The 16,532-nt window shown below is 72.9% G+C and carries 14 protein-coding genes; 5 read left to right on the top strand and 9 right to left on the bottom strand.

The annotated features are described in order from the left end of the window. Window positions 1-7 precede the first annotated feature (7 nt). Both ACNHYB_RS10545 and ACNHYB_RS10540 read right to left on the bottom strand, forming a co-directional pair. The gene (locus ACNHYB_RS10545; RefSeq protein WP_418275298.1) at window positions 8-841 is read right to left on the bottom strand and encodes a hypothetical protein; all 834 of its coding nucleotides are present in this window, start codon (window positions 839-841) and stop codon (window positions 8-10) included. Window positions 842-1,004: 163 nt separating this feature from the next. Further along, window positions 1,005-1,208: a cold-shock protein gene (locus ACNHYB_RS10540; RefSeq protein ID WP_068203301.1), complete on the bottom strand. Its 204-nt coding sequence runs from the start codon at window positions 1,206-1,208 to the stop codon at window positions 1,005-1,007. A 737-nt stretch (window positions 1,209-1,945) separates the two neighbouring features. On the opposite strand from ACNHYB_RS10540, the gene ACNHYB_RS10535 reads away from it, so the two are divergent. Further along, window positions 1,946-3,232, top strand: a complete 1,287-nt coding sequence (locus tag ACNHYB_RS10535; RefSeq protein WP_418275297.1) for an ABC transporter substrate-binding protein — start codon at window positions 1,946-1,948, stop codon at window positions 3,230-3,232. A 444-nt stretch (window positions 3,233-3,676) separates the two neighbouring features. On the opposite strand, the gene ACNHYB_RS10530 is transcribed toward ACNHYB_RS10535, so the two are convergent. The 4 genes from ACNHYB_RS10530 to ACNHYB_RS10515 are packed head-to-tail and all read right to left on the bottom strand — an operon-like array spanning window position 3,677 to window position 7,931. Beyond that, window positions 3,677-4,561, bottom strand: coding sequence for an ABC transporter ATP-binding protein (locus tag ACNHYB_RS10530; RefSeq protein ID WP_418275296.1), 885 nt, complete (start codon window positions 4,559-4,561; stop codon window positions 3,677-3,679). Then, entirely contained in the window at window positions 4,558-5,487 is a 930-nt protein-coding gene (locus ACNHYB_RS10525; protein ID WP_418275295.1) for an ABC transporter ATP-binding protein, read from the bottom strand. The genes ACNHYB_RS10530 and ACNHYB_RS10525 overlap by 4 nt, the downstream gene beginning before the upstream one ends. Then, window positions 5,477-6,478, bottom strand: a complete 1,002-nt coding sequence (locus tag ACNHYB_RS10520) for a branched-chain amino acid ABC transporter permease (RefSeq protein ID WP_418275294.1) — start codon at window positions 6,476-6,478, stop codon at window positions 5,477-5,479. The genes ACNHYB_RS10525 and ACNHYB_RS10520 overlap by 11 nt, the downstream gene beginning before the upstream one ends. 13 nt (window positions 6,479-6,491) lie before the next feature. After that, a complete protein-coding gene (locus tag ACNHYB_RS10515) occupies window positions 6,492-7,931 on the bottom strand; it encodes a branched-chain amino acid ABC transporter permease (RefSeq protein WP_418275293.1) in 1,440 nt (479 codons plus the stop codon). 481 nt (window positions 7,932-8,412) lie between these two features. Here ACNHYB_RS10515 and ACNHYB_RS10510 point away from each other — a divergent pair, with 481 nt between their 5' ends. Then, window positions 8,413-10,572 (top strand): S9 family peptidase, encoded by a 2,160-nt coding sequence (locus ACNHYB_RS10510; protein WP_418278028.1) that lies wholly within the window; start codon window positions 8,413-8,415, stop codon window positions 10,570-10,572. A gap of 15 nt (window positions 10,573-10,587) precedes the next feature. Here the strand turns inward: ACNHYB_RS10510 and ACNHYB_RS10505 are convergent, their stop codons facing one another. Both ACNHYB_RS10505 and ACNHYB_RS10500 read right to left on the bottom strand, forming a co-directional pair. Then, window positions 10,588-11,511, bottom strand: coding sequence for a hypothetical protein (locus tag ACNHYB_RS10505; RefSeq protein WP_418275292.1), 924 nt, complete (start codon window positions 11,509-11,511; stop codon window positions 10,588-10,590). A gap of 1 nt (window position 11,512) precedes the next feature. Beyond that, window positions 11,513-12,541 carry an SPFH domain-containing protein gene (locus ACNHYB_RS10500; RefSeq protein ID WP_418275291.1) on the bottom strand — a complete coding sequence of 343 codons (1,029 nt, stop codon included), beginning with the start codon at window positions 12,539-12,541 and terminating at the stop codon, window positions 11,513-11,515. 107 nt (window positions 12,542-12,648) lie between these two features. On the opposite strand from ACNHYB_RS10500, the gene ACNHYB_RS10495 reads away from it, so the two are divergent. From ACNHYB_RS10495 to ACNHYB_RS10485, 3 genes are all read left to right on the top strand, one after another. Next, window positions 12,649-13,464 carry an NUDIX hydrolase gene (locus ACNHYB_RS10495; RefSeq protein ID WP_418275290.1) on the top strand — a complete coding sequence of 272 codons (816 nt, stop codon included), beginning with the start codon at window positions 12,649-12,651 and terminating at the stop codon, window positions 13,462-13,464. A gap of 132 nt (window positions 13,465-13,596) precedes the next feature. After that, on the top strand, window positions 13,597-14,853 hold the full coding sequence (locus ACNHYB_RS10490) for an inorganic phosphate transporter (protein ID WP_418275289.1): 1,257 nt from the start codon (window positions 13,597-13,599) through the stop codon (window positions 14,851-14,853). Next, on the top strand, window positions 14,850-15,125 hold the full coding sequence (locus ACNHYB_RS10485) for a hypothetical protein (protein WP_418275288.1): 276 nt from the start codon (window positions 14,850-14,852) through the stop codon (window positions 15,123-15,125). Before ACNHYB_RS10490 ends, ACNHYB_RS10485 begins: the two co-directional genes overlap by 4 nt. Before the next feature lie 24 nt (window positions 15,126-15,149). Here the strand turns inward: ACNHYB_RS10485 and ACNHYB_RS10480 are convergent, their stop codons facing one another. Further along, a complete protein-coding gene (locus ACNHYB_RS10480; protein ID WP_418275287.1) occupies window positions 15,150-16,502 on the bottom strand; it encodes a sensor histidine kinase in 1,353 nt (450 codons plus the stop codon). Window positions 16,503-16,532: the final 30 nt, after the last annotated feature.

Genomic DNA, 16,532 nt, shown 5'->3' with positions numbered 1-16,532 from the left:
GTCCCGCTCAGAACTCGAAGCCGCCGCCGTCCCCGCCGAAGAAGTCGCCGCCACCCTCGCCGCCGCCGAAGAACCCGCCGAACAGGCCGCCGTCCGCCCCGGCGTCGCCGCCGCCGTCCGCCATGACGTCGCCACCGCCGTCAGCCGCGCCACCGTCGGCACCGGGGTCGCCGCCGGTCTCCCCGGCGGCCTCGCCCCCGTCGCCCTCGCCGGACGCCGCGGCGTCCTCGGCGACGGGTGTGCCCGGGTCGCCGAACGCCGGCCCGAAGAGCATGTTCGCGACGGCTGAGCCGATCACCACGCCGGCGACGGTGCCCAGCAGGCTGGACCCGACCATGGAGCCGAAGCTCGGTCCGCCCGTGCCGCCGGGTCCGCCTCGGAAGGTCTTCTCCAGGGTGCCGGGGTTGCGCATCTCCGCCCGTGTGGCCATCCGTGCCAGGGCCTGCGGGTCGTCGGAGGTCGCACGTTCGGCAGCCGGCACGGTGGCGCCCACCTCGGTGAGGACCTGGCGTCGCTGCTCAGGCGTCAGCTGGGCGAACGCCTCCGCGTGCGCCTGCTCGACGGCGTCCGGGGGAGCGGTGCGCAGCAGGTACCGGTAGCGGTCGACGGCCACGTCGTCGGCGCTGCGGGCGGACGTGCCGGCGCCGGGCGCCTGCGCCGACGTCGGCTGCTGGTACTGCTGCTGGTAGGGCTGCTGGTGCTGCTGACGGCCGGGGGACGAGGACACCCCGGGCGGCGGCGTGGGCGAGGAGTAGCCCCGCGGCGTCGCCCCGCCGGTCATGCCGGGGATGGAGGAACGCTGGTCGTCGGACCTGCCGAGCAGTCGGTCGAGGAATCCCATACGTGCAGAACGGCCCGCGGCACCCCGCGGTTCCCGAGGGCGCACCCCGGCCGCGCACGCACCACCGGGAACGACGACGGCCCGCACCTGCTGCCGTCAAGCGGCAGGTGCGGGCCGTCAAACCGAGCGTGCCCCGCCGTCAGGCGGAGCGCTCACGGTGAGCTCAGAGCGGGCGAACGTTCTCCGCCTGCGGGCCCTTGGGGCCCTGCGTGACGTCGAACTCGACCTTCTGCTCCTCCTCCAGGCTGCGGTAGCCCTGGGACTGGATGGCGGAGAAGTGGACGAACACGTCAGCGGTGCCGTCCTCGGGGGCGATGAAGCCGTAGCCCTTCTCGCTGTTGAACCACTTCACGGTTCCGGTGGCCATGGGTACTCCTTCAAGAGGTGGCGTCCCCGACTGTCGGGGGCGCGCATCACGGTGTTCGTCGTCAACTCTTGAGGGTCCAAGGTCCGTCGCCGAGCCACGTCAATCCTGACGACGCGGCCCGTCCGACGCAGGACGGGGGTCCGTCCGGTACGAGCAACACACTGCAACGACCACAACGGTACGCGAGCGCGCGACATCGCACCAGCACAGTGACCAGACTGGTGCCCCCAGTGTTCCCAGTATCACCCTGGACGACGGGGTTTCCGTGCCCCGGGTCGGTCTCGGCGTCCCGGCGGCCCCGACGGCGGCCGACGTACCGTCGTCGGGAGGGCGCCCGACCCGGGTCGAGACCACGTCGCCCTCCCCTCCGCCGTCCCGTGCCCGGCAGGGACCCCGACGTCGGGTCGAGGAGGGCCTCACCACGCCCCGTTCGCCCTGGGGAGCGGCGCGGGCCTCGCGTGCCGCGTGACGGATCCGGTCGTCCGGAGGGGTGGGCGTCGCGGGGCGCGTCGGAGCCGATCCCGCGACGGCGTCGTCCACCCGCTTCCGGCCTGATCGCGGTGGACGAGGTCGACCGCCGTGACCTCCGGCAGGGGGTGTGATCTGAGTAACAGGTTCGTCACGATCCCGGCGGAGTGACCGATCTGACACATCCACGTCACACAATCGGGTTAGTTTCAGCGCCACTACGAGCGGCACGAGTGCCGCCGGCACGTCACGACCCCGAAGGGGAGAACATGATTCGACGCATGACGGCCGCGAGGGGAATCGCCCTCGCCGCGGTCCTCGGCCTGAGCCTCACAGCCTGCGCAGCCGACGAACCGACCGACGAGTCGACCGGCGCTTCGGAGGAGATGGACGCCGAGCCTCTGACGATCGGCACCATCCTGCCGGTGACCGGCACCCTCGCCTTCCTCGGCCCGCCCGAGATCTCGGGCGTGGGCCTGGCGGTCCAGGACATCAACGAGGCGGGTGGCGTGCTCGGCAACGACGTCTCCGTCGAGTGGGGCGACTCGGGTGACACCACCGACTACACGGTGGCCACCGGCACCGCGACCGACCTGATCGGCAAGGGCGTCTCGGCCGTCATCGGTGCGGCGTCCTCCGGCGTCTCCCTCGCCGTGGTCGACACCTTCGCCGAGGCTCAGGTCATGCAGATCTCGCCGGCGAACACCGCGGCGGACCTGTCCGGCTACGGCGACTACTTCGCCCGCACCGCCCCGCCGGACACCGTCCAGGGTGCGGCGCTCGGTTCGCTCATCCTCGACGGCGGCCACATGGACGTCGCGATGCTGGTGCAGAACGAGGCGTACGGCAACGGTCTGCGCGACTACACGCAGGAGGCCATCGAGAGCGGTGGCGGGACCGTCGTGTACGGCGCCACGGGCGAGGGTCAGGAGTTCCCTCCCGGTGAGACGAACTTCGGTGCCCAGGTGACGGCCGCGCTCGCCACCGAGCCCGACGCGCTCGTCATCATCGCGTTCGAGGAGACCGTCGCGATCGTCAACGAGCTCGTCGCCCAGGGCTGGGAGTTCGACGGGACGACGTACTTCTGCGACGGCAACCTGTCGAACTACGGCGACCAGTTCGACGCGGACACGCTGACCGGCGTCCAGGGCACGCTCCCCGGCGCCCAGGCGAGCGACGACCTCAAGCAGCGTCTGACCGACTGGTACGCGGAGAACGAGGACGGCGAGCTGACCGACTTCTCGTACTCGGCCGAGTCGTACGACGCCACGGTCCTCGCCGCGCTCGCCGCGGTGAAGGGCGGCGCGACCGACGGCGCCACGATCGCGGAGAACATCAAGGCGGTCTCCGGGGCGAACGGCGGTACGGAGGTCACCTCCTTCGCCGACGGCGTCGCGGCGCTCGACGCGGGCGAGGAGATCAACTACACCGGCCCGTCCGGGACCGGCCCGCTCAACGAGATGAACGACCCCTCGTCGGCCTTCATCGGCATCTACGAGTACGGCGACGACAACACGTACACCTGGGTCCGTGAGATCGAAGGGGCGACCGAGTGATCTTCTGATCACCCCCGCGGAGCACCGCTCCGCATCGTCCTGACGACGGCCTGGTCACCGGTTCCCGGTGGCCAGGCCGTCGTCGTGCATCCGCCCGCTGCCGACCACCCACCACCCACCACCCACCGCCCGCTGCCCGCCGTCCACCGCCCGACGAGCCACCCGCCACGCCCAGGGGTGCTCCGCGCCGTCGCGGGGCTCCGGGAGGGGGGCGACGACGGACCAGGGGCAGCCCCCGTGTGCGTCGGCGCCAGGCGCGGCGCCGACGCCACCTGCAGTCCTCCGGCCGGGGACCGTCGTACGCGCTGCAGGGCGACGTCGATGGCCGCCGCGACGCTGCCCGGCCTCCGTGACCGACACTGGGCGCACGACGACGGCGGCCCCGGAATCCCGGGGCCGCCGTCGTCGCTGGTGGTCGGTCGGCGCAGCCGACCGTGCGAGCGGCTAGCTCGGCGTGTCCTTGCCCGGTGCGGTGCTCGCCGCGCGAGCCTCGTCCTCGCGGGCGACCTCCTCGGCAGCCTCGACCCGCTCGGCCTCGGCGTCGGCCTCGTCGACGTCCTCGGCGAGGGTGCCGAGGTACAGCGAGATGACCTTCGGGTCCGCCTGCAGCTCACGGCCGGTGCCGGTGTAGGCATCGCGGCCCTGGTCGAGCACGTAGCCGCGGTCGCAGATCTGCAGGCAGCGGCGGGCGTTCTGCTCGACCATGATGACCGAGACACCGGCCTTGTTGATCATGCGGGTGCGCAGGAACGTCTCGTCCTGCCGTACCGGGGAGAGCCCCGCGGACGGTTCGTCGAGGAGCAGCACGGACGGGTTCATCATGAGCGCCCGGGCCATCGCGACCATCTGCCGCTCTCCGCCGGACATCGCACCGGCCCGCTGGGTCCGCCGGTCGTGCAGCACCGGGAAGAGGTCCCCGATGAACTTCCAGCGTTCGGTGAACGTCTTCGGCCGCAGGTAGGTGCCCATCCGCATGTTCTCCTCGACGGTCAGCGAGGGGAACACGTTGTTGGTCTGGGGCACGAAGCCGACGCCGCGCGCGACGAGCTGGTTGGCCTTGCGGTTGGTGATGTCCTCGCCCTCGAGCGTGACCGTGCCGGAGTGGATCTTCACCAGGCCGAACAGGGCCTTGAGCAGGGTCGACTTCCCGGCGCCGTTGGGGCCGATGATGCCGACGAGCTCGCCCTTGGCGACCTCGAGGGAGCAGCCGTCCAGGATGTTCACCCCGGGCAGGTAGCCGGCCACGAGGTTGTCCGCGTGCAGCAGGAGGTCCTTGCGGGGCACTCCCGCGGCGGACAGCTCCTCGGGTGCGGTGGTCGTCTGGCTCATCGCTTCTCCTCCTCGGCCTCGAGCCGGGCCAGCACCTCGGGATCGAGCAGGGAGTCGTCCCCGAGGTCGGTGTCGTGGTGCGCGCCGAGGTAGGCGTCGACCACGGCCTGGTCCTTCATGACGGTCGTGGGCGGTCCCTCGGCGACGATGCGCCCCTCGGCCATGACGACGACCCAGTCGGAGATGTGCCGGACGGCGTGCATGTCGTGCTCGACGAACAGCACGGTCATGCCCTCGTCGCGCAGCGCCTGGACGTGGCCCAGCAGCGACTGCACGAGCGCGGGGTTCACGCCCGCCATCGGCTCGTCGAGCATGATGATGGTCGGGTCGGTCATGAGGGCGCGCGCCATCTCCAGCAGCTTGCGCTGGCCTCCCGACAGCGAGCCCGCGTAGTCCTGGGCCTTGTCGGCGAGCTTGAACCGGGCCAGGATCTCCATGGCCTTCTCGGTGGACGCCGCCTCGTGCTTCGTCCACAGGAACGGCAGCCACGAGAGCCCGAGCTTCTCGCCCGGGTTCGACGGCGACGCGAGCAGCATGTTCTGCAGCACGGTGAGGCGCGAGAGCGCCTTGGTGAGCTGGAACGTGCGGACCATGCCGGACTTGGCGACGGCGGCTGCGCTCTTGCCGGACAGCGACCGTCCCTGGAAGCTCCACTCGCCGCTGTTGGGCGTGTCGAAGCCGGTGAGCAGGTTGAAGAACGTCGTCTTGCCGGCGCCGTTCGGCCCGATGAGGGCCGTGATGACCCCCTTCTGCACCTCGAGGTGGTCGACGTCGACGGCGGTCATGCCGCCGAAGCGGCGCACGACGTGGTCGGCCACGAGGATGGGTTCGGGCTTGGGGGCGCCGGGGGTCCGGGCGACGTCCCGCAGGTCGTGCGCCGCGGGCACGGTGGGTGCGGGCGCGGCGGTGGTGGTGTCATCGGACATTGAACGCCAGCTCCTTCTTGTTCCCGAGGATGCCCTGCGGACGGAAGATCACCAGCACCATGAGCGTGACACCGACGAGCATGCCGCCGATCTGCTCGACGTTGGTGGTGGTGATGACGTCGCCGATGGCGGTGTTCTCCGCCAGGGCCCGCATGCCGGTGCGCATCAGCATGTACGCGCTGAAGAAGATCATCGACCCGAGCACCGGGCCGAAGACCGTGGCCGCGCCACCGAGCAGGAGGATGGTCCACACGAAGAACGTCATCGTGCGTCCCATCGCGTCGGGGGCGATGGCGAGCGGCAGGGCGTAGATCACGCCACCCAGCGCACCGATCGCGCCACCGATGACGAGCGCCTGCAGCTTGTAGGAGTAGACGTTCTTGCCGAGGGCGCGCACCGCGTCCTCGTCCTCGCGGATGCCCTTGAGGACGCGTCCCCACGGGCTGCGGGTGATGAGCCACACGAACACCAGCACGAGCGCGACGACGCTCCAGGCGAAGATGCGCGTCCACCAGGAGTCGGAGCCGGTGTTGATGTACTCGAACGGACCCAGCGCGAAGCGGCCGTCCGGCAGCGGCGAGAGGTCGTGGAACGGCTGCTTGTAGTCACGGCCCTGGAGCCCGGAGGCGCCACCGGTCCACTCCTGCCAGACCGTGGAGCGGCCGAACCAGCGGATGATCTCCGCCGCGGAGATGGTGACGATGGCCAGGTAGTCGCCGCGCAGCTGCAGCGTCGGCATGCCGAGCACGAGCGCGAACAGCACGCCCGCCCCGATCGCGACGAGGAGGGCGAGCCAGAACGGTCCGCCGGTGACGAGCGTGATGCCGAAGCCGTAGGCGCCGAGGAGCATGAAGCCCGCCTGGCCCATGTTGAGCAGTCCGGTGTACCCGAAGTGCAGGTTGAGGCCGATGGCGGCGACCGCGTACGCCGCCGTGGTCGGGGCGAGCAGCTCGCCGGCCGACTGGATCAGGATGCGGAGGAATTCTTCCATGATGCGACTCCTTTCAGCCGACCCGCTCGCGGCGGCCGAGGATGCCCTGAGGTCGGAACAGGAGCACGAGGATGAGGATCACCAGGGCTGACGCGTAGCGCAGGTCGCTGGGGATCACGAGGTTGGACAGCTCGACGACGAGCCCGATGAGGATGGAGCCGACGAGCGCCCCGAAGGCGGTCCCGAGACCGCCGAGCGTGACCGCGGCGAACATCAGCAGCAGGAGCTGCACGCCGAGCTGCCAGTTGAAGGCCCCGAACGAGATGCCCCACATGAGCCCGGCGAGGGCCGCGAAGCCGGTCGCCATGACCCACACGATGCGGACGATCTTGTCGGGGTCGATGCCGGTGGCCGACGCGAGCGCCGGGTTGTCCGAGACGGCACGGGTCGCCCGGCCGATGCGGGTCCGGGTGAGGAACCAGGCGATCCCGACGATGCAGACGAGGGCGACGGCCATGGAGATCCACGAGGCCGTGCTCAGCGTGATGCCGGCGAGGGTGAGCGGCTGCGGGTTGCGGGTGAGGATGCGTTCCGAGCCGCCGCCGATGAACATCTGGATGACGTACTGCAGGGTGATCGACAGGCCGATCGAGACGATCATCAGCTGCATGACGGGCACGCCGCGGCGGCGCAGCGGCCGCCAGATCCCGGCGTCCTGCGCCAGGCCGGTGAGCGAGCAGATGAAGATCGTCAGGATCCCCCCGAGCCAGATCGGCATCCCCATCTGGTTGATGGTGATGAACCCGACCGCGGCACCGAGCGCGAACTGCTCGCCGTGGGCGAAGTTCGACAGCCCGGTGGTGCCGAAGATGAGGTTCAGCCCGATCGACGCCAGGGCGAGCAGGAGGCCGAACCGCAGGCCCGAGCCGATCTGCTGCCAGACCTGCCCGAGGGAGAAGGCTCGTTCGGAGGCGTCACCCTCGGGTGCGGCGCCCACGCCCTCGCCGTCGGCGGCGCCGGTGTCGGTCGCGCCGGGGTCGGTGGTGGCTCCGTCGGTTGCCTCGGCGCCCTGGGCGGGCGAGGACTCGACCTCGGCGCCGGCGCCGACCCGGAAGACCGCGCGGGCGTTGCCGCCGGTCTGCGCCCTGACCTGGACCTCGTCCGAGGCGCCGTCGGGCAGGGGCTGGTCGTCGGGCAGCGTCGCCGGGTCGATGGTCACGGTGTAGGTGCCCGTCCCGGGGACGGCGACGGAGACGGGGTCGTCGGCGTTCGTGACCAGGTCGGCGGTGAAGTCGCCCCCGGTCACGGTGAGCGCGACGTCCCCGACCGGGTCGTTGTCCTCGGTCAGCACCATCGCGAGGACGCAGGCGGTCTCGCTGTCGGGTTCGCAGGGCGTGTCGGTGGTGCTCGCCGTCGCTGGTGGTGCGACGAGCATCGCCGGGAGCAGCGCGAGGGCGATCGCCGCCAAGGTGCGGCGCAGCCTGCTCGCGGTGGTGGGTCGGTCCGCTGTCATCGGACGTGGTCCTCCGTCGGTTCAAGGTCAGGCGACCGGTTCGGACCGGTCGACGTCGCCACCGCTCATGGGTCAGAGGTGCTTAACGCCCCCTTGACGACACGGCGGTGTCGACGTGCCGGGCAGTGTATCCAGGTGATGTGACGTGGATGACACCGACGGGTCACACTCGCCGTGTCGATGCCGAATCGACGCCTGGGCGACGGGCCTACCGGCCAGATCGTCGTCGGGCCGGTGTCAAACCGTTGCCAAGCCGTGACCTCGGCGCCGCCGTGGGGGAGGGGACGACGTCGTCCCCGCGCCCCGACGGCGTTGCCCGTACGCTGGCCGGGTGCACGACGCCGCCACACCTCCCGAGACCGCTGCCGCACCCGAGACCGCACCCGAGACCGCACCCGAGACCGCACCCGAGACCGCACCCGAGACCGCACCCGAGGCTGCGCCCGGGGCTGCGCCCGGGGCAGCTCGCCCGAGCACGGCCGTGACCGCGCCGGTCGCGCCGAAGCGCCCGACGGAGCGCACGCACCACGGCCACACGTTCGTGGACGACTACGAGTGGTTGCGCGCCAAGGAGTCGCCCGACGTCCTGGCGCACCTGGAGGCGGAGAACGCGTGGACGCAGGCGCAGGTCGCCCACCTCGCGCCGCTGCGCCGCCAGGTGTTCACCGAGATCAAGCAGCGCACGCTGGAGACCGACCTGTCGGTCCCGACGCGGCACGACGACCACTGGTACTACTCCCGCACCGAGGAGGGCAAGCAGTACCCGCTGCACGCCCGCGTCCCGGTGACGGACCCGGACGACTGGACCCCGCCGACGATCGAGCCCGGCGAGACGCCGCCCGGCGAGCAGGTGCTCCTGGACGAGAACGTCGAGGCGCAGGGGCACGAGTTCTTCTCCCTCGGGTCGTTCGCCGTGACGCCGGGCGACGGCCGGCTCCTCGTCCACGCCGTCGACACCACGGGTGACGAGCGGTACACGCTGCGCGTGCGCGACCTCACGACGGGCGAGGACCTGCCCGACGAGGTGGAGAACACGTTCCCCGGCGCGACCGTCACGCCGGACGGCCGCTACGTCTTCTACCCGACCGTGGACGACGCGTGGCGTCCGTACCGCGTGTGGCGCCACGAGATCGGCACCCCCGCCTCCGCCGACGTCCTCGTCCTCGAGGAGCCGGACGAGCGGTTCTGGGTGGGTGTCGGGCTGTCGCGCTCGCAGCGGTTCGTGCAGATCGAGCTGGGGTCGAAGACGACCAGCGAGTCGTGGCTCCTCGAGGCGGACGACCCCACCGGTGAGCTGCGGTGCGTGTGGACCCGGCGCGAGGGCGTCGAGTACACCGTCGAGCCCGCCGTGCTCCCCGGCGTCGGCGAGGTGCTGCTGGCGCTGCACAACGACGGCGCGCAGAACTTCGAGCTCGTCACCCTGGACGTGCCGGCCCCGGGTGCCGGGCCCGCCGACCCCGCGGACGCCCGCGTCGTCGTCCCGCACGACCCGCAGGTCCGTCTGGAGAGCGTCGACGCGTTCGCCACGCACGTCGTGCTGGGCCTGCGCCGGGACGCCACGCCGCGCGTCGCCGTCGTCGGGCTGGCGGACCTCACCCCGGGCGAGGCGTGGACGCCGCAGGAGATGGTGTTCGACGAGCCGCTGCACAGCGCCGCGCTCGGGGCGAACCCCGTGTTCGAGGCGCCGTCGGTGCGGGTCACCGGCACGTCGTTCGTGACGCCGCCCGCGGTGTTCGACGTCGATCTGGCCTCGGGGGAGCGGACCCTGCGCCGCCAGCAGCCCGTCCTGGGCGGGTTCGACCCGGCCGACTACGTGCAGCGGCGCGAGTGGGCGACGGCGTCGGACGGCACCCGGGTGCCGATATCCCTGGTGTGGCGACGTGACGCGGTCACGCTCGACGCCCACGGGACGGGGGCCGACCCGGCCCCGCTGCTGCTCTACGGCTACGGCGCCTACGAGGTCAGCATGGACCCGTACTTCTCGGTGCCGCGGCTGTCGCTGCTGGACCGCGGGGTCGTGTTCGCCGTCGCGCACGTGCGGGGAGGCGGCGAGATGGGCCGCACCTGGTACGAGCAGGGCCGGATGGAGCACAAGCGCAACACGTTCACCGACTTCGTCGCGTGCGCGCACCACCTGGTCGACGCCGGGTGGACGAGCCCGCAGCGCATGGTGGCCGACGGCGGCAGCGCGGGCGGGCTGCTCATGGGCGCGGTGGCGAACCTCGCGCCGGAGATGTTCGCCGGCGTGCTGGCCGGGGTGCCCTTCGTGGACGCGCTGACGTCGATCCTCGACCCGTCGCTGCCCCTGACGGTGGTCGAGTGGGAGGAGTGGGGCAACCCGCTCGCGGACCCCGCGGTGTACGAGTACATGCGGTCGTACACGCCGTACGAGAACGTGCCCGACGACGCGGCCCACTATCCGCGGATCCTCGCGGTGACGTCGTTGAACGACACCCGGGTGCTGTACGTGGAGCCCGCGAAGTGGGTGGCCCGCCTGCGGGCCGCGGGCGCCCCGGCGCTGCTGAAGATCGAGATGTCCGCCGGCCACGGCGGGGTGTCCGGGCGGTACGCCCGCTGGGAGGAGATCGCCTTCGAGCACGCCTGGATCCTCGACGTGCTCGGCCTGTCGGCCACGGACTGACGGGCCGTCGCGGGGTCAGGGCCGCACGAGCCGCAGCGGCTCCTCCCCGCGGCGCACGGTGACGCGCTGGCCCCACCGGGCGACGAGCCGGTCGTCCTCCATGCCGTCGCCGAACACCACGAGCCCGTCGGACGCGACGGTCACCTCGACGTCGTCGCCCGCCTCCACGGTGCCCTCGGTGAGCCGCGCGCCGGTGGCCGGCGAGGGCCACGCCTCGCGGACGAACCAGCCCAGGCGGTCCTCGTCGCGGCGGGGGGCCGCACGCCCGCCGCGGTCGTGGGCCAGCGACGCCCACCAGCCGGTGGCGCCCGTGCCCGTGGCGACGATCAACCCCGACGACGACTGCCGCTCCGTGCCCGCCGCGCACCGCAGCGTGTAGCGGGCGCTCTGGTGCGACGGGTGCCCGACGAACACCTCGTTGAGGGCGGTGAGGTGCTGGCCGTCGTCGAGGTCGGCGCGCACGGTCGTGAGCGCGTCGAGGGGCAGCATCGCCGCCCGGTCGGGGGCCGCGGCGCCGTCGGGGACCGGACCGTCGAGCCCGCGCAGCAGCGCGGTGGCCGCCGTCACCGAGTGCCGCACGAGCACGCCCGCGTTCACGCCCGGCTCCGGGTCCACGCCCACCACCGGCTGGCCGTGCAGGTACTTCGCGACGTTCGCCACGAGGCCGTCCTGGCCCACGACCACCACGACGTCCTCCGGCGCGACGAGGAACCGCGGCAGGTCCGCCCGCTCGACGTCGGCCCGCGCCCAGTCGGCCGGCAGCGCCGCGGCCACGGCGTCACGCGCCGCGGCGAGGCCGTCGTGCCGGTCCTGGACGTCGTCCAGCGTCCGCCCGCGCGAGCGCAGGAAGAACTCGGCCTGCCCGCGCGTCCCGTGCCGGTCGAGGAGCTCGTCCAGCTCGGTGCGCCGGTGCACGACGACGGCTCGGCGGCGCAGCATCTCAGCGCTCCGTCCGGGCGCTCGCGGCACCCGTCGCCCCGCCGACCAGCGTGCCCAGCACGCCCGACACCAGGTCGGGGGTGACGGTGAGGTTCTGCACGCTCGGCAGCGACCGGGCGGCGTCCCGCAGGGCGAGCGCCCGCAGCGTCTCCTGCCCGGCCCGGGCGTACACCTCCATGCGGGCCTGCTCGGCGGCCGCCTCCGCCGCACCGATCTCGCGGACCTGCGCGGCCTTCGCCTCGCTGGTCAGGCGCGACCGCTCGACGCTGGAGCGCGTGTCGACCAGGGCGGCGGCGGCCTTCTCCTCCGCCTCCCGGCGCGCGTTGGCGCCCTGCTGCTCCACGAGGCGCTCGCGGCGGGTGGCGAGCTCGATCTCGCTGGCGAGCTCGTTCTCGGCGATGGTGCGTTCCCGCTCGACGGCGAGGGCCCGCCGTTCGTAGGTGGCACGGTCGGCCTCGGCCTGCACGTGCTCGCGGGCCGGGGTCTGGAGGGCTCGCTCGACGTCCTTCTCGGGGCGGACGGCGAGCACCTGGACGCCGAGCACGGCGATCCCGGTGGCGGCCAGGCGGGGGTCGGCCGGCAGGGCCTCGACGAGCAGCGCCCGGACCCGGGCGATGCCGGCGGTCATCGACTCGGCCAGCGTCATGGTGGCGAGCAGGTCGGTGGCGTGGCTCTGCGCGAGCCGGCCGACGATCGTCGTGACCTGGTCGCGGCCGGTCGCCGAGGTGCTGCCGTCGTGCGGGTCCACGGCGAAGTCGAGCCGTTGCGACACGACGACGGGGTCGACGTACCGGTAGGTGACGCCCGCCTGGACGGTGACGTCCTGGTGGTCGGCCGTGGCCGCGTGGAAGAAGACGGGCAGCTCCTGGTCGTCGACGGGGACCTCGCTGAGCACGGAGGTGGTGGGCCGGAACCAGAACGCCTGGCCGACGCCCTCGTGGGCGACCCGGCCGCGGCGCAGGTGCACGACGTGGCCGGTGGGGGTTCCCAGGAAGTGGCGGACCCAGGGGTAGGTGCGGACGGTGGCCATGACGTGCTCCTCTTTTTGTCGAAGTGACGATTAGTTGTCGTCGTGACGACGATAAGCCGTACCGGTTGTTATCGTCAACCTGACATCAAAGAAGTAGGGTGGGTGGCATGAGCCGCGTCCCGCCCACCGTCCCGCCCGCCGCCGCGTCACTGCCCGTCACGGTCGACGTCGTGGCGCTCACCGTCCGCGACGACGCCCTCCAGGTGCTGCTCGTCGAGCGCGCCGTCGAGCCGTTCCGCGGCGCGCTCGCGCTGCCCGGCGGGTTCGTGCTGCCGGGGGAGGGGCTGGTGGACGCGGCGACCCGCGAGCTCGCCGAGGAGACGGGCGTGACACCCCCCGGCCACCTGGAGCAGCTCCGCACCTACGGCCCGCTCGACCGCGACCCGCGCGGGCCCGTGCTGTCGGTGGCGTACCTGCTGGCCGCGCCGCACTTCGGCGTCGTCGAGGCCGGGTCGGACGCCGCGGCCGCCGCCTGGCGGCCCGTGGCCGAGGTGCTGCCGAGGAAGAGCGCGGACGGGGGCGTGGGGTCGGGGCAGGGCGCAGCGCGGGCGGTGCTCGCCTTCGACCATGCGCGGATCCTGGCCGACGGCGTGGAGCGCACCCGCTCCAAGCTCGAGTACTCGGCGCTCGGCACCGCGTTCTGCGCCGACGAGTTCACCGTCACCGACCTGCGCCGCGTGTACGAGGCCGTGTGGGGCGTCCGGCTCGACCCCCGCAACTTCTCGCGCAAGGCCACCGGGACGCCGGGGCTGCTCGAGGAGACCGGCCGGACGACGGCCGGAGGGACCGGCCGCCCCGCCGCGCTCTACCGCGCCGCGCGCCCGGTCGTCCGTCCTGCGGGCGCTCTCGGCGACGGCGGCGGCCCCGTGCCGGCGCTCATCGACCCGCCGCTGCTCCGGCCCGCCGCGCGACCGCCGGAGTGACCCGCCCGCAGCGATCTCGTCAGCATGAGTCGGGCATGCCGGGCAGGCAAGATGAACAACAGGTGAACAGCACTGGAATAATTGTCCCCGACCTCGGCATACGTCTATCCGGTGTTTCCCGAAGGGCTCACCATGGTCGACGTGACCGAGACGCTTCTCCTGGTGCTCGTCGTCGTGACCGCACTCGCCTTCGACTTCACGAACGGGTTCCACGACACGGGCAACGCGATGGCTACATCCATCGCGACGCGCGCACTCAAGCCCAAGGTGGCTGTCCTGCTGTCCGCCGTGCTCAACATGGCGGGCGCCTTCCTGTCGTTGGCCGTGGCGGCGACCATCGCCAAGGGCCTGGTCGACGCGGGCGCCATCACCCTGGAGGTCGTCTTCGCCGGCCTCGTGGGAGGCATCGTGTGGAACCTGCTGACCTGGTTGCTGGGCCTGCCGTCCAGCTCGTCGCACGCGCTCGTCGGCGGTGTGATCGGCGCGGTCCTGGCAGCGGTCGGCACCGACGGGGTCATCTGGTCCGGCGTGGTGTCCAAGGTGCTCGCGCCGGCACTGCTCGCCCCCGTCATCGCGATCGGCGTCGCCGCCGTCGGCACGTTCCTCGTCGCCCGCCTCACCAAGGGCGTCGCGCAGGACGTCACGACCCGCGGGTTCCGCTGGGGCCAGGTCGGCTCCGCGTCGCTGGTCTCCCTCGCGCACGGCACCAACGACGCCCAGAAGTCGATGGGCATCATCCTGCTCGCCCTGATCACGGCGGGCGCCGTCCCCGCCGACTCCAGCGTGCCGTTCTGGGTGATCATCTCCTGCGCGTTCTTCATGGCGCTCGGCACCTACCTGGGCGGATGGCGCATCATCCGCACCCTCGGCAAGGGCCTGGTGGAGATCGACTCGCGGCAGGGCATGGCCGCGGAGACGTCGTCGGCCGCCGTCATCCTGCTCTCCAGCCACTTCGGCTTCTCGCTGTCGACGACGCACGTCGCCACCGGCTCGATCCTCGGTTCCGGGGTGGGCATGCCCGGCGCGACGGTGCGCTGGGGCGTCGCGGGACGCATGCTGGCCGCCTGGGGTCTGACGCTCCCGGCCGCGGGCATCGTCGGTGCGGTCTGCTTCTGGATCCAGCACGGCGTCGGCGGTGCGCTCGGCACCCTGATCGTGCTCGCGCTGCTGGTCGGTGTGGCCTTCACGATCTGGATGGCCTCGCGCCGCAAGCCCGTCGACCACAGCAACGTCAACGAGGAGTGGGACGAGGCCAAGGGCGCCCGTCTCAAGGTCGAGGTGCCCACCACCGGCGAAGCCGGTGAGCCGCAGGTCGGCCCCGTCGTCGAGGAGCGCCGCGCCGCCGTCGTCTCCGCCATCTCCGGACCCTCCCAGGGAGACGCCAAGTGAGCATCGACTGGACCGCTCTCGGACAGGTCGTCGTGGCCGGCCTGATCGTCGGTGCGGGCATCCCCGCGCTGTTCGCCCTCGGCCTGCGCCTCGTGGCCGGCACCTCGCAGGACGCCGCACGGCCGGCGGACGCCGGCCCGGGCGAGCCGAAGGGGCCCGTCGTCATCGCCCGCCCGTCCCCGCTGCGGATCATCGGTGCGCTGCTCTGCTTCGGCACCGTCGTCGGTGCCGTCGCGGCCGGGATCGTGTTCCTCGCCGCCGGCGGGCACTGACCCGTCGGCCTCCCCCGCGACGTCCTACCGGCGGTCCGAGGTCGGGAACGGTCGCGCGACCGCCGGCTCGGGCTCGCCGAGCCGGGTCGGGAGGTCCGCGACGACGGCGAACCCGCCGTCCACGCGAGCCTGGGCGACGAGCGAGCCACCCAGGAGGGTGGCGCGCTGCCGGACGGCGGCGATCCCGGGCCCGTCCGGAGCGCCGGGTGGAGCTCCCCGGCCGTCGTCGGACACCGTGACCCGCAGCCGCCCGTCGGCGACGACGAGCCGCACGACGGCGTGGCCCGCGCCCGCGTGCCGCACCACGTTGGACAACGACTCCTGCACGATCCGGTAGGCTGCCGCGTCGACGACGGCGTCGATGCTCCCCGCGGGGACGTCCACCCAGGTGTTCACCTCGACGCCTGCGCTGCGGGCGGGCTCCACCAGCATCGACAGCCCCACCGGTCCGGTGATCGCCGGCAGGGTGTCCCGCCCGCCGACCGCGTGGCCGGCCGGTTCCGGCTCGCGCAGCACCCGGACGGTGGCGCGCAGCTCGTGCAGGGTGCCCGACGTCGCCTCCCGGACGTGACGGAGCGCCGTCCGGGCGGCGTCGTCGTCCCGCCCGACCGCCTCGGCCGCCACGCCGGTGTGCAGGGCCGCCACGGCCAGGTTGTGGGCGACGACGTCGTGCAGGTCGCGTGCGATGCGCAGCTGTTCGGCGAGCAGCAGGTCGGCACGGTGCCGGTCGACGGCGGAGGCTGCGTCGTCGGCGTGCAGCGATCGCAGTCGCGCCGTGCGCCGCCGCTCGTCGCCGGTGAGGCGGATCGCGACGCCCAGCGCGACGGCGGCGGTCGCGAGCGCGACGTTGGCCACCAGCAGGTCGACGGAGAAGGCGGCGCCGCCCGCCCCGCGTTCGGCCTCCGGACCCACCCAGCCGCCCGCCCAGCCGCCTGCCCAGCCACCCGCAGGGCTTCCCGCGCGGAAACCCGCCGCGGTCGCCGCGGTCACCAGCAGCGCGGCGGTGCCGATCGCCCACCGGGTCCGGCCCTGGGCGGCCGCCGCGCACAGCGCCGTGGTGGCCGGCAGCACGGACCCTGCCGGCGGATGGCCGAGCAGGAGGTGCGCCCCCAGTGCCAGCGCGGTCAGGGCGAGCATCGTCCGCGGCGCGCGACGACGCAGCAGGACCAGGGCACCGAACCCGGCCGCGAACAGGAAGGCCCCGACGTCCGAGCCGGCGGGCCCGACGTCCGATCGGGCCGGGGCCACCAGCACGACCAGGGCGAGGACGAGCGCCGTGCCGAGCGCCAGGACGACGTCCGTCACCCAGGGGCTCGGGCGCACGGACCTGTCCGGTGTGCCGACGACGTCGTCGGCCGATGGATCGTGCACAGGCACGACGCCATCGTAGGACCGTGCTCCGCCGCC

It is taken from the genome of Isoptericola jiangsuensis (assembly GCF_048320105.1).
GTDB classification, from domain to species: domain Bacteria; phylum Actinomycetota; class Actinomycetes; order Actinomycetales; family Cellulomonadaceae; genus Isoptericola; species Isoptericola jiangsuensis_A.
Note: the sequence above shows the minus strand (reverse complement) of the source record. Positions and strands in the feature narration are given on the sequence as shown.

What these genes read in the sequence shown, in the direction of transcription:
- ACNHYB_RS10505 (WP_418275292.1), bottom strand. Translation starts at nt 11,511, where the DNA reads ATGCTGCGCCGCCGAGCCGTCGTCGTGCACCGGCGCACCGAGCTGGAC.
- ACNHYB_RS10545 (WP_418275298.1), bottom strand. Translation starts at nt 841, where the DNA reads ATGGGATTCCTCGACCGACTGCTCGGCAGGTCCGACGACCAGCGTTCC.
- ACNHYB_RS10515 (WP_418275293.1), bottom strand. Translation starts at nt 7,931, where the DNA reads ATGACAGCGGACCGACCCACCACCGCGAGCAGGCTGCGCCGCACCTTG.
- ACNHYB_RS10535 (WP_418275297.1), top strand. Translation starts at nt 1,946, where the DNA reads ATGATTCGACGCATGACGGCCGCGAGGGGAATCGCCCTCGCCGCGGTC.
- ACNHYB_RS10520 (WP_418275294.1), bottom strand. Translation starts at nt 6,478, where the DNA reads ATGGAAGAATTCCTCCGCATCCTGATCCAGTCGGCCGGCGAGCTGCTC.
- ACNHYB_RS10500 (WP_418275291.1), bottom strand. Translation starts at nt 12,541, where the DNA reads ATGGCCACCGTCCGCACCTACCCCTGGGTCCGCCACTTCCTGGGAACC.
- ACNHYB_RS10540 (WP_068203301.1), bottom strand. Translation starts at nt 1,208, where the DNA reads ATGGCCACCGGAACCGTGAAGTGGTTCAACAGCGAGAAGGGCTACGGC.
- ACNHYB_RS10495 (WP_418275290.1), top strand. Translation starts at nt 12,649, where the DNA reads ATGAGCCGCGTCCCGCCCACCGTCCCGCCCGCCGCCGCGTCACTGCCC.
- ACNHYB_RS10490 (WP_418275289.1), top strand. Translation starts at nt 13,597, where the DNA reads ATGGTCGACGTGACCGAGACGCTTCTCCTGGTGCTCGTCGTCGTGACC.
- ACNHYB_RS10525 (WP_418275295.1), bottom strand. Translation starts at nt 5,487, where the DNA reads ATGTCCGATGACACCACCACCGCCGCGCCCGCACCCACCGTGCCCGCG.
- ACNHYB_RS10530 (WP_418275296.1), bottom strand. Translation starts at nt 4,561, where the DNA reads ATGAGCCAGACGACCACCGCACCCGAGGAGCTGTCCGCCGCGGGAGTG.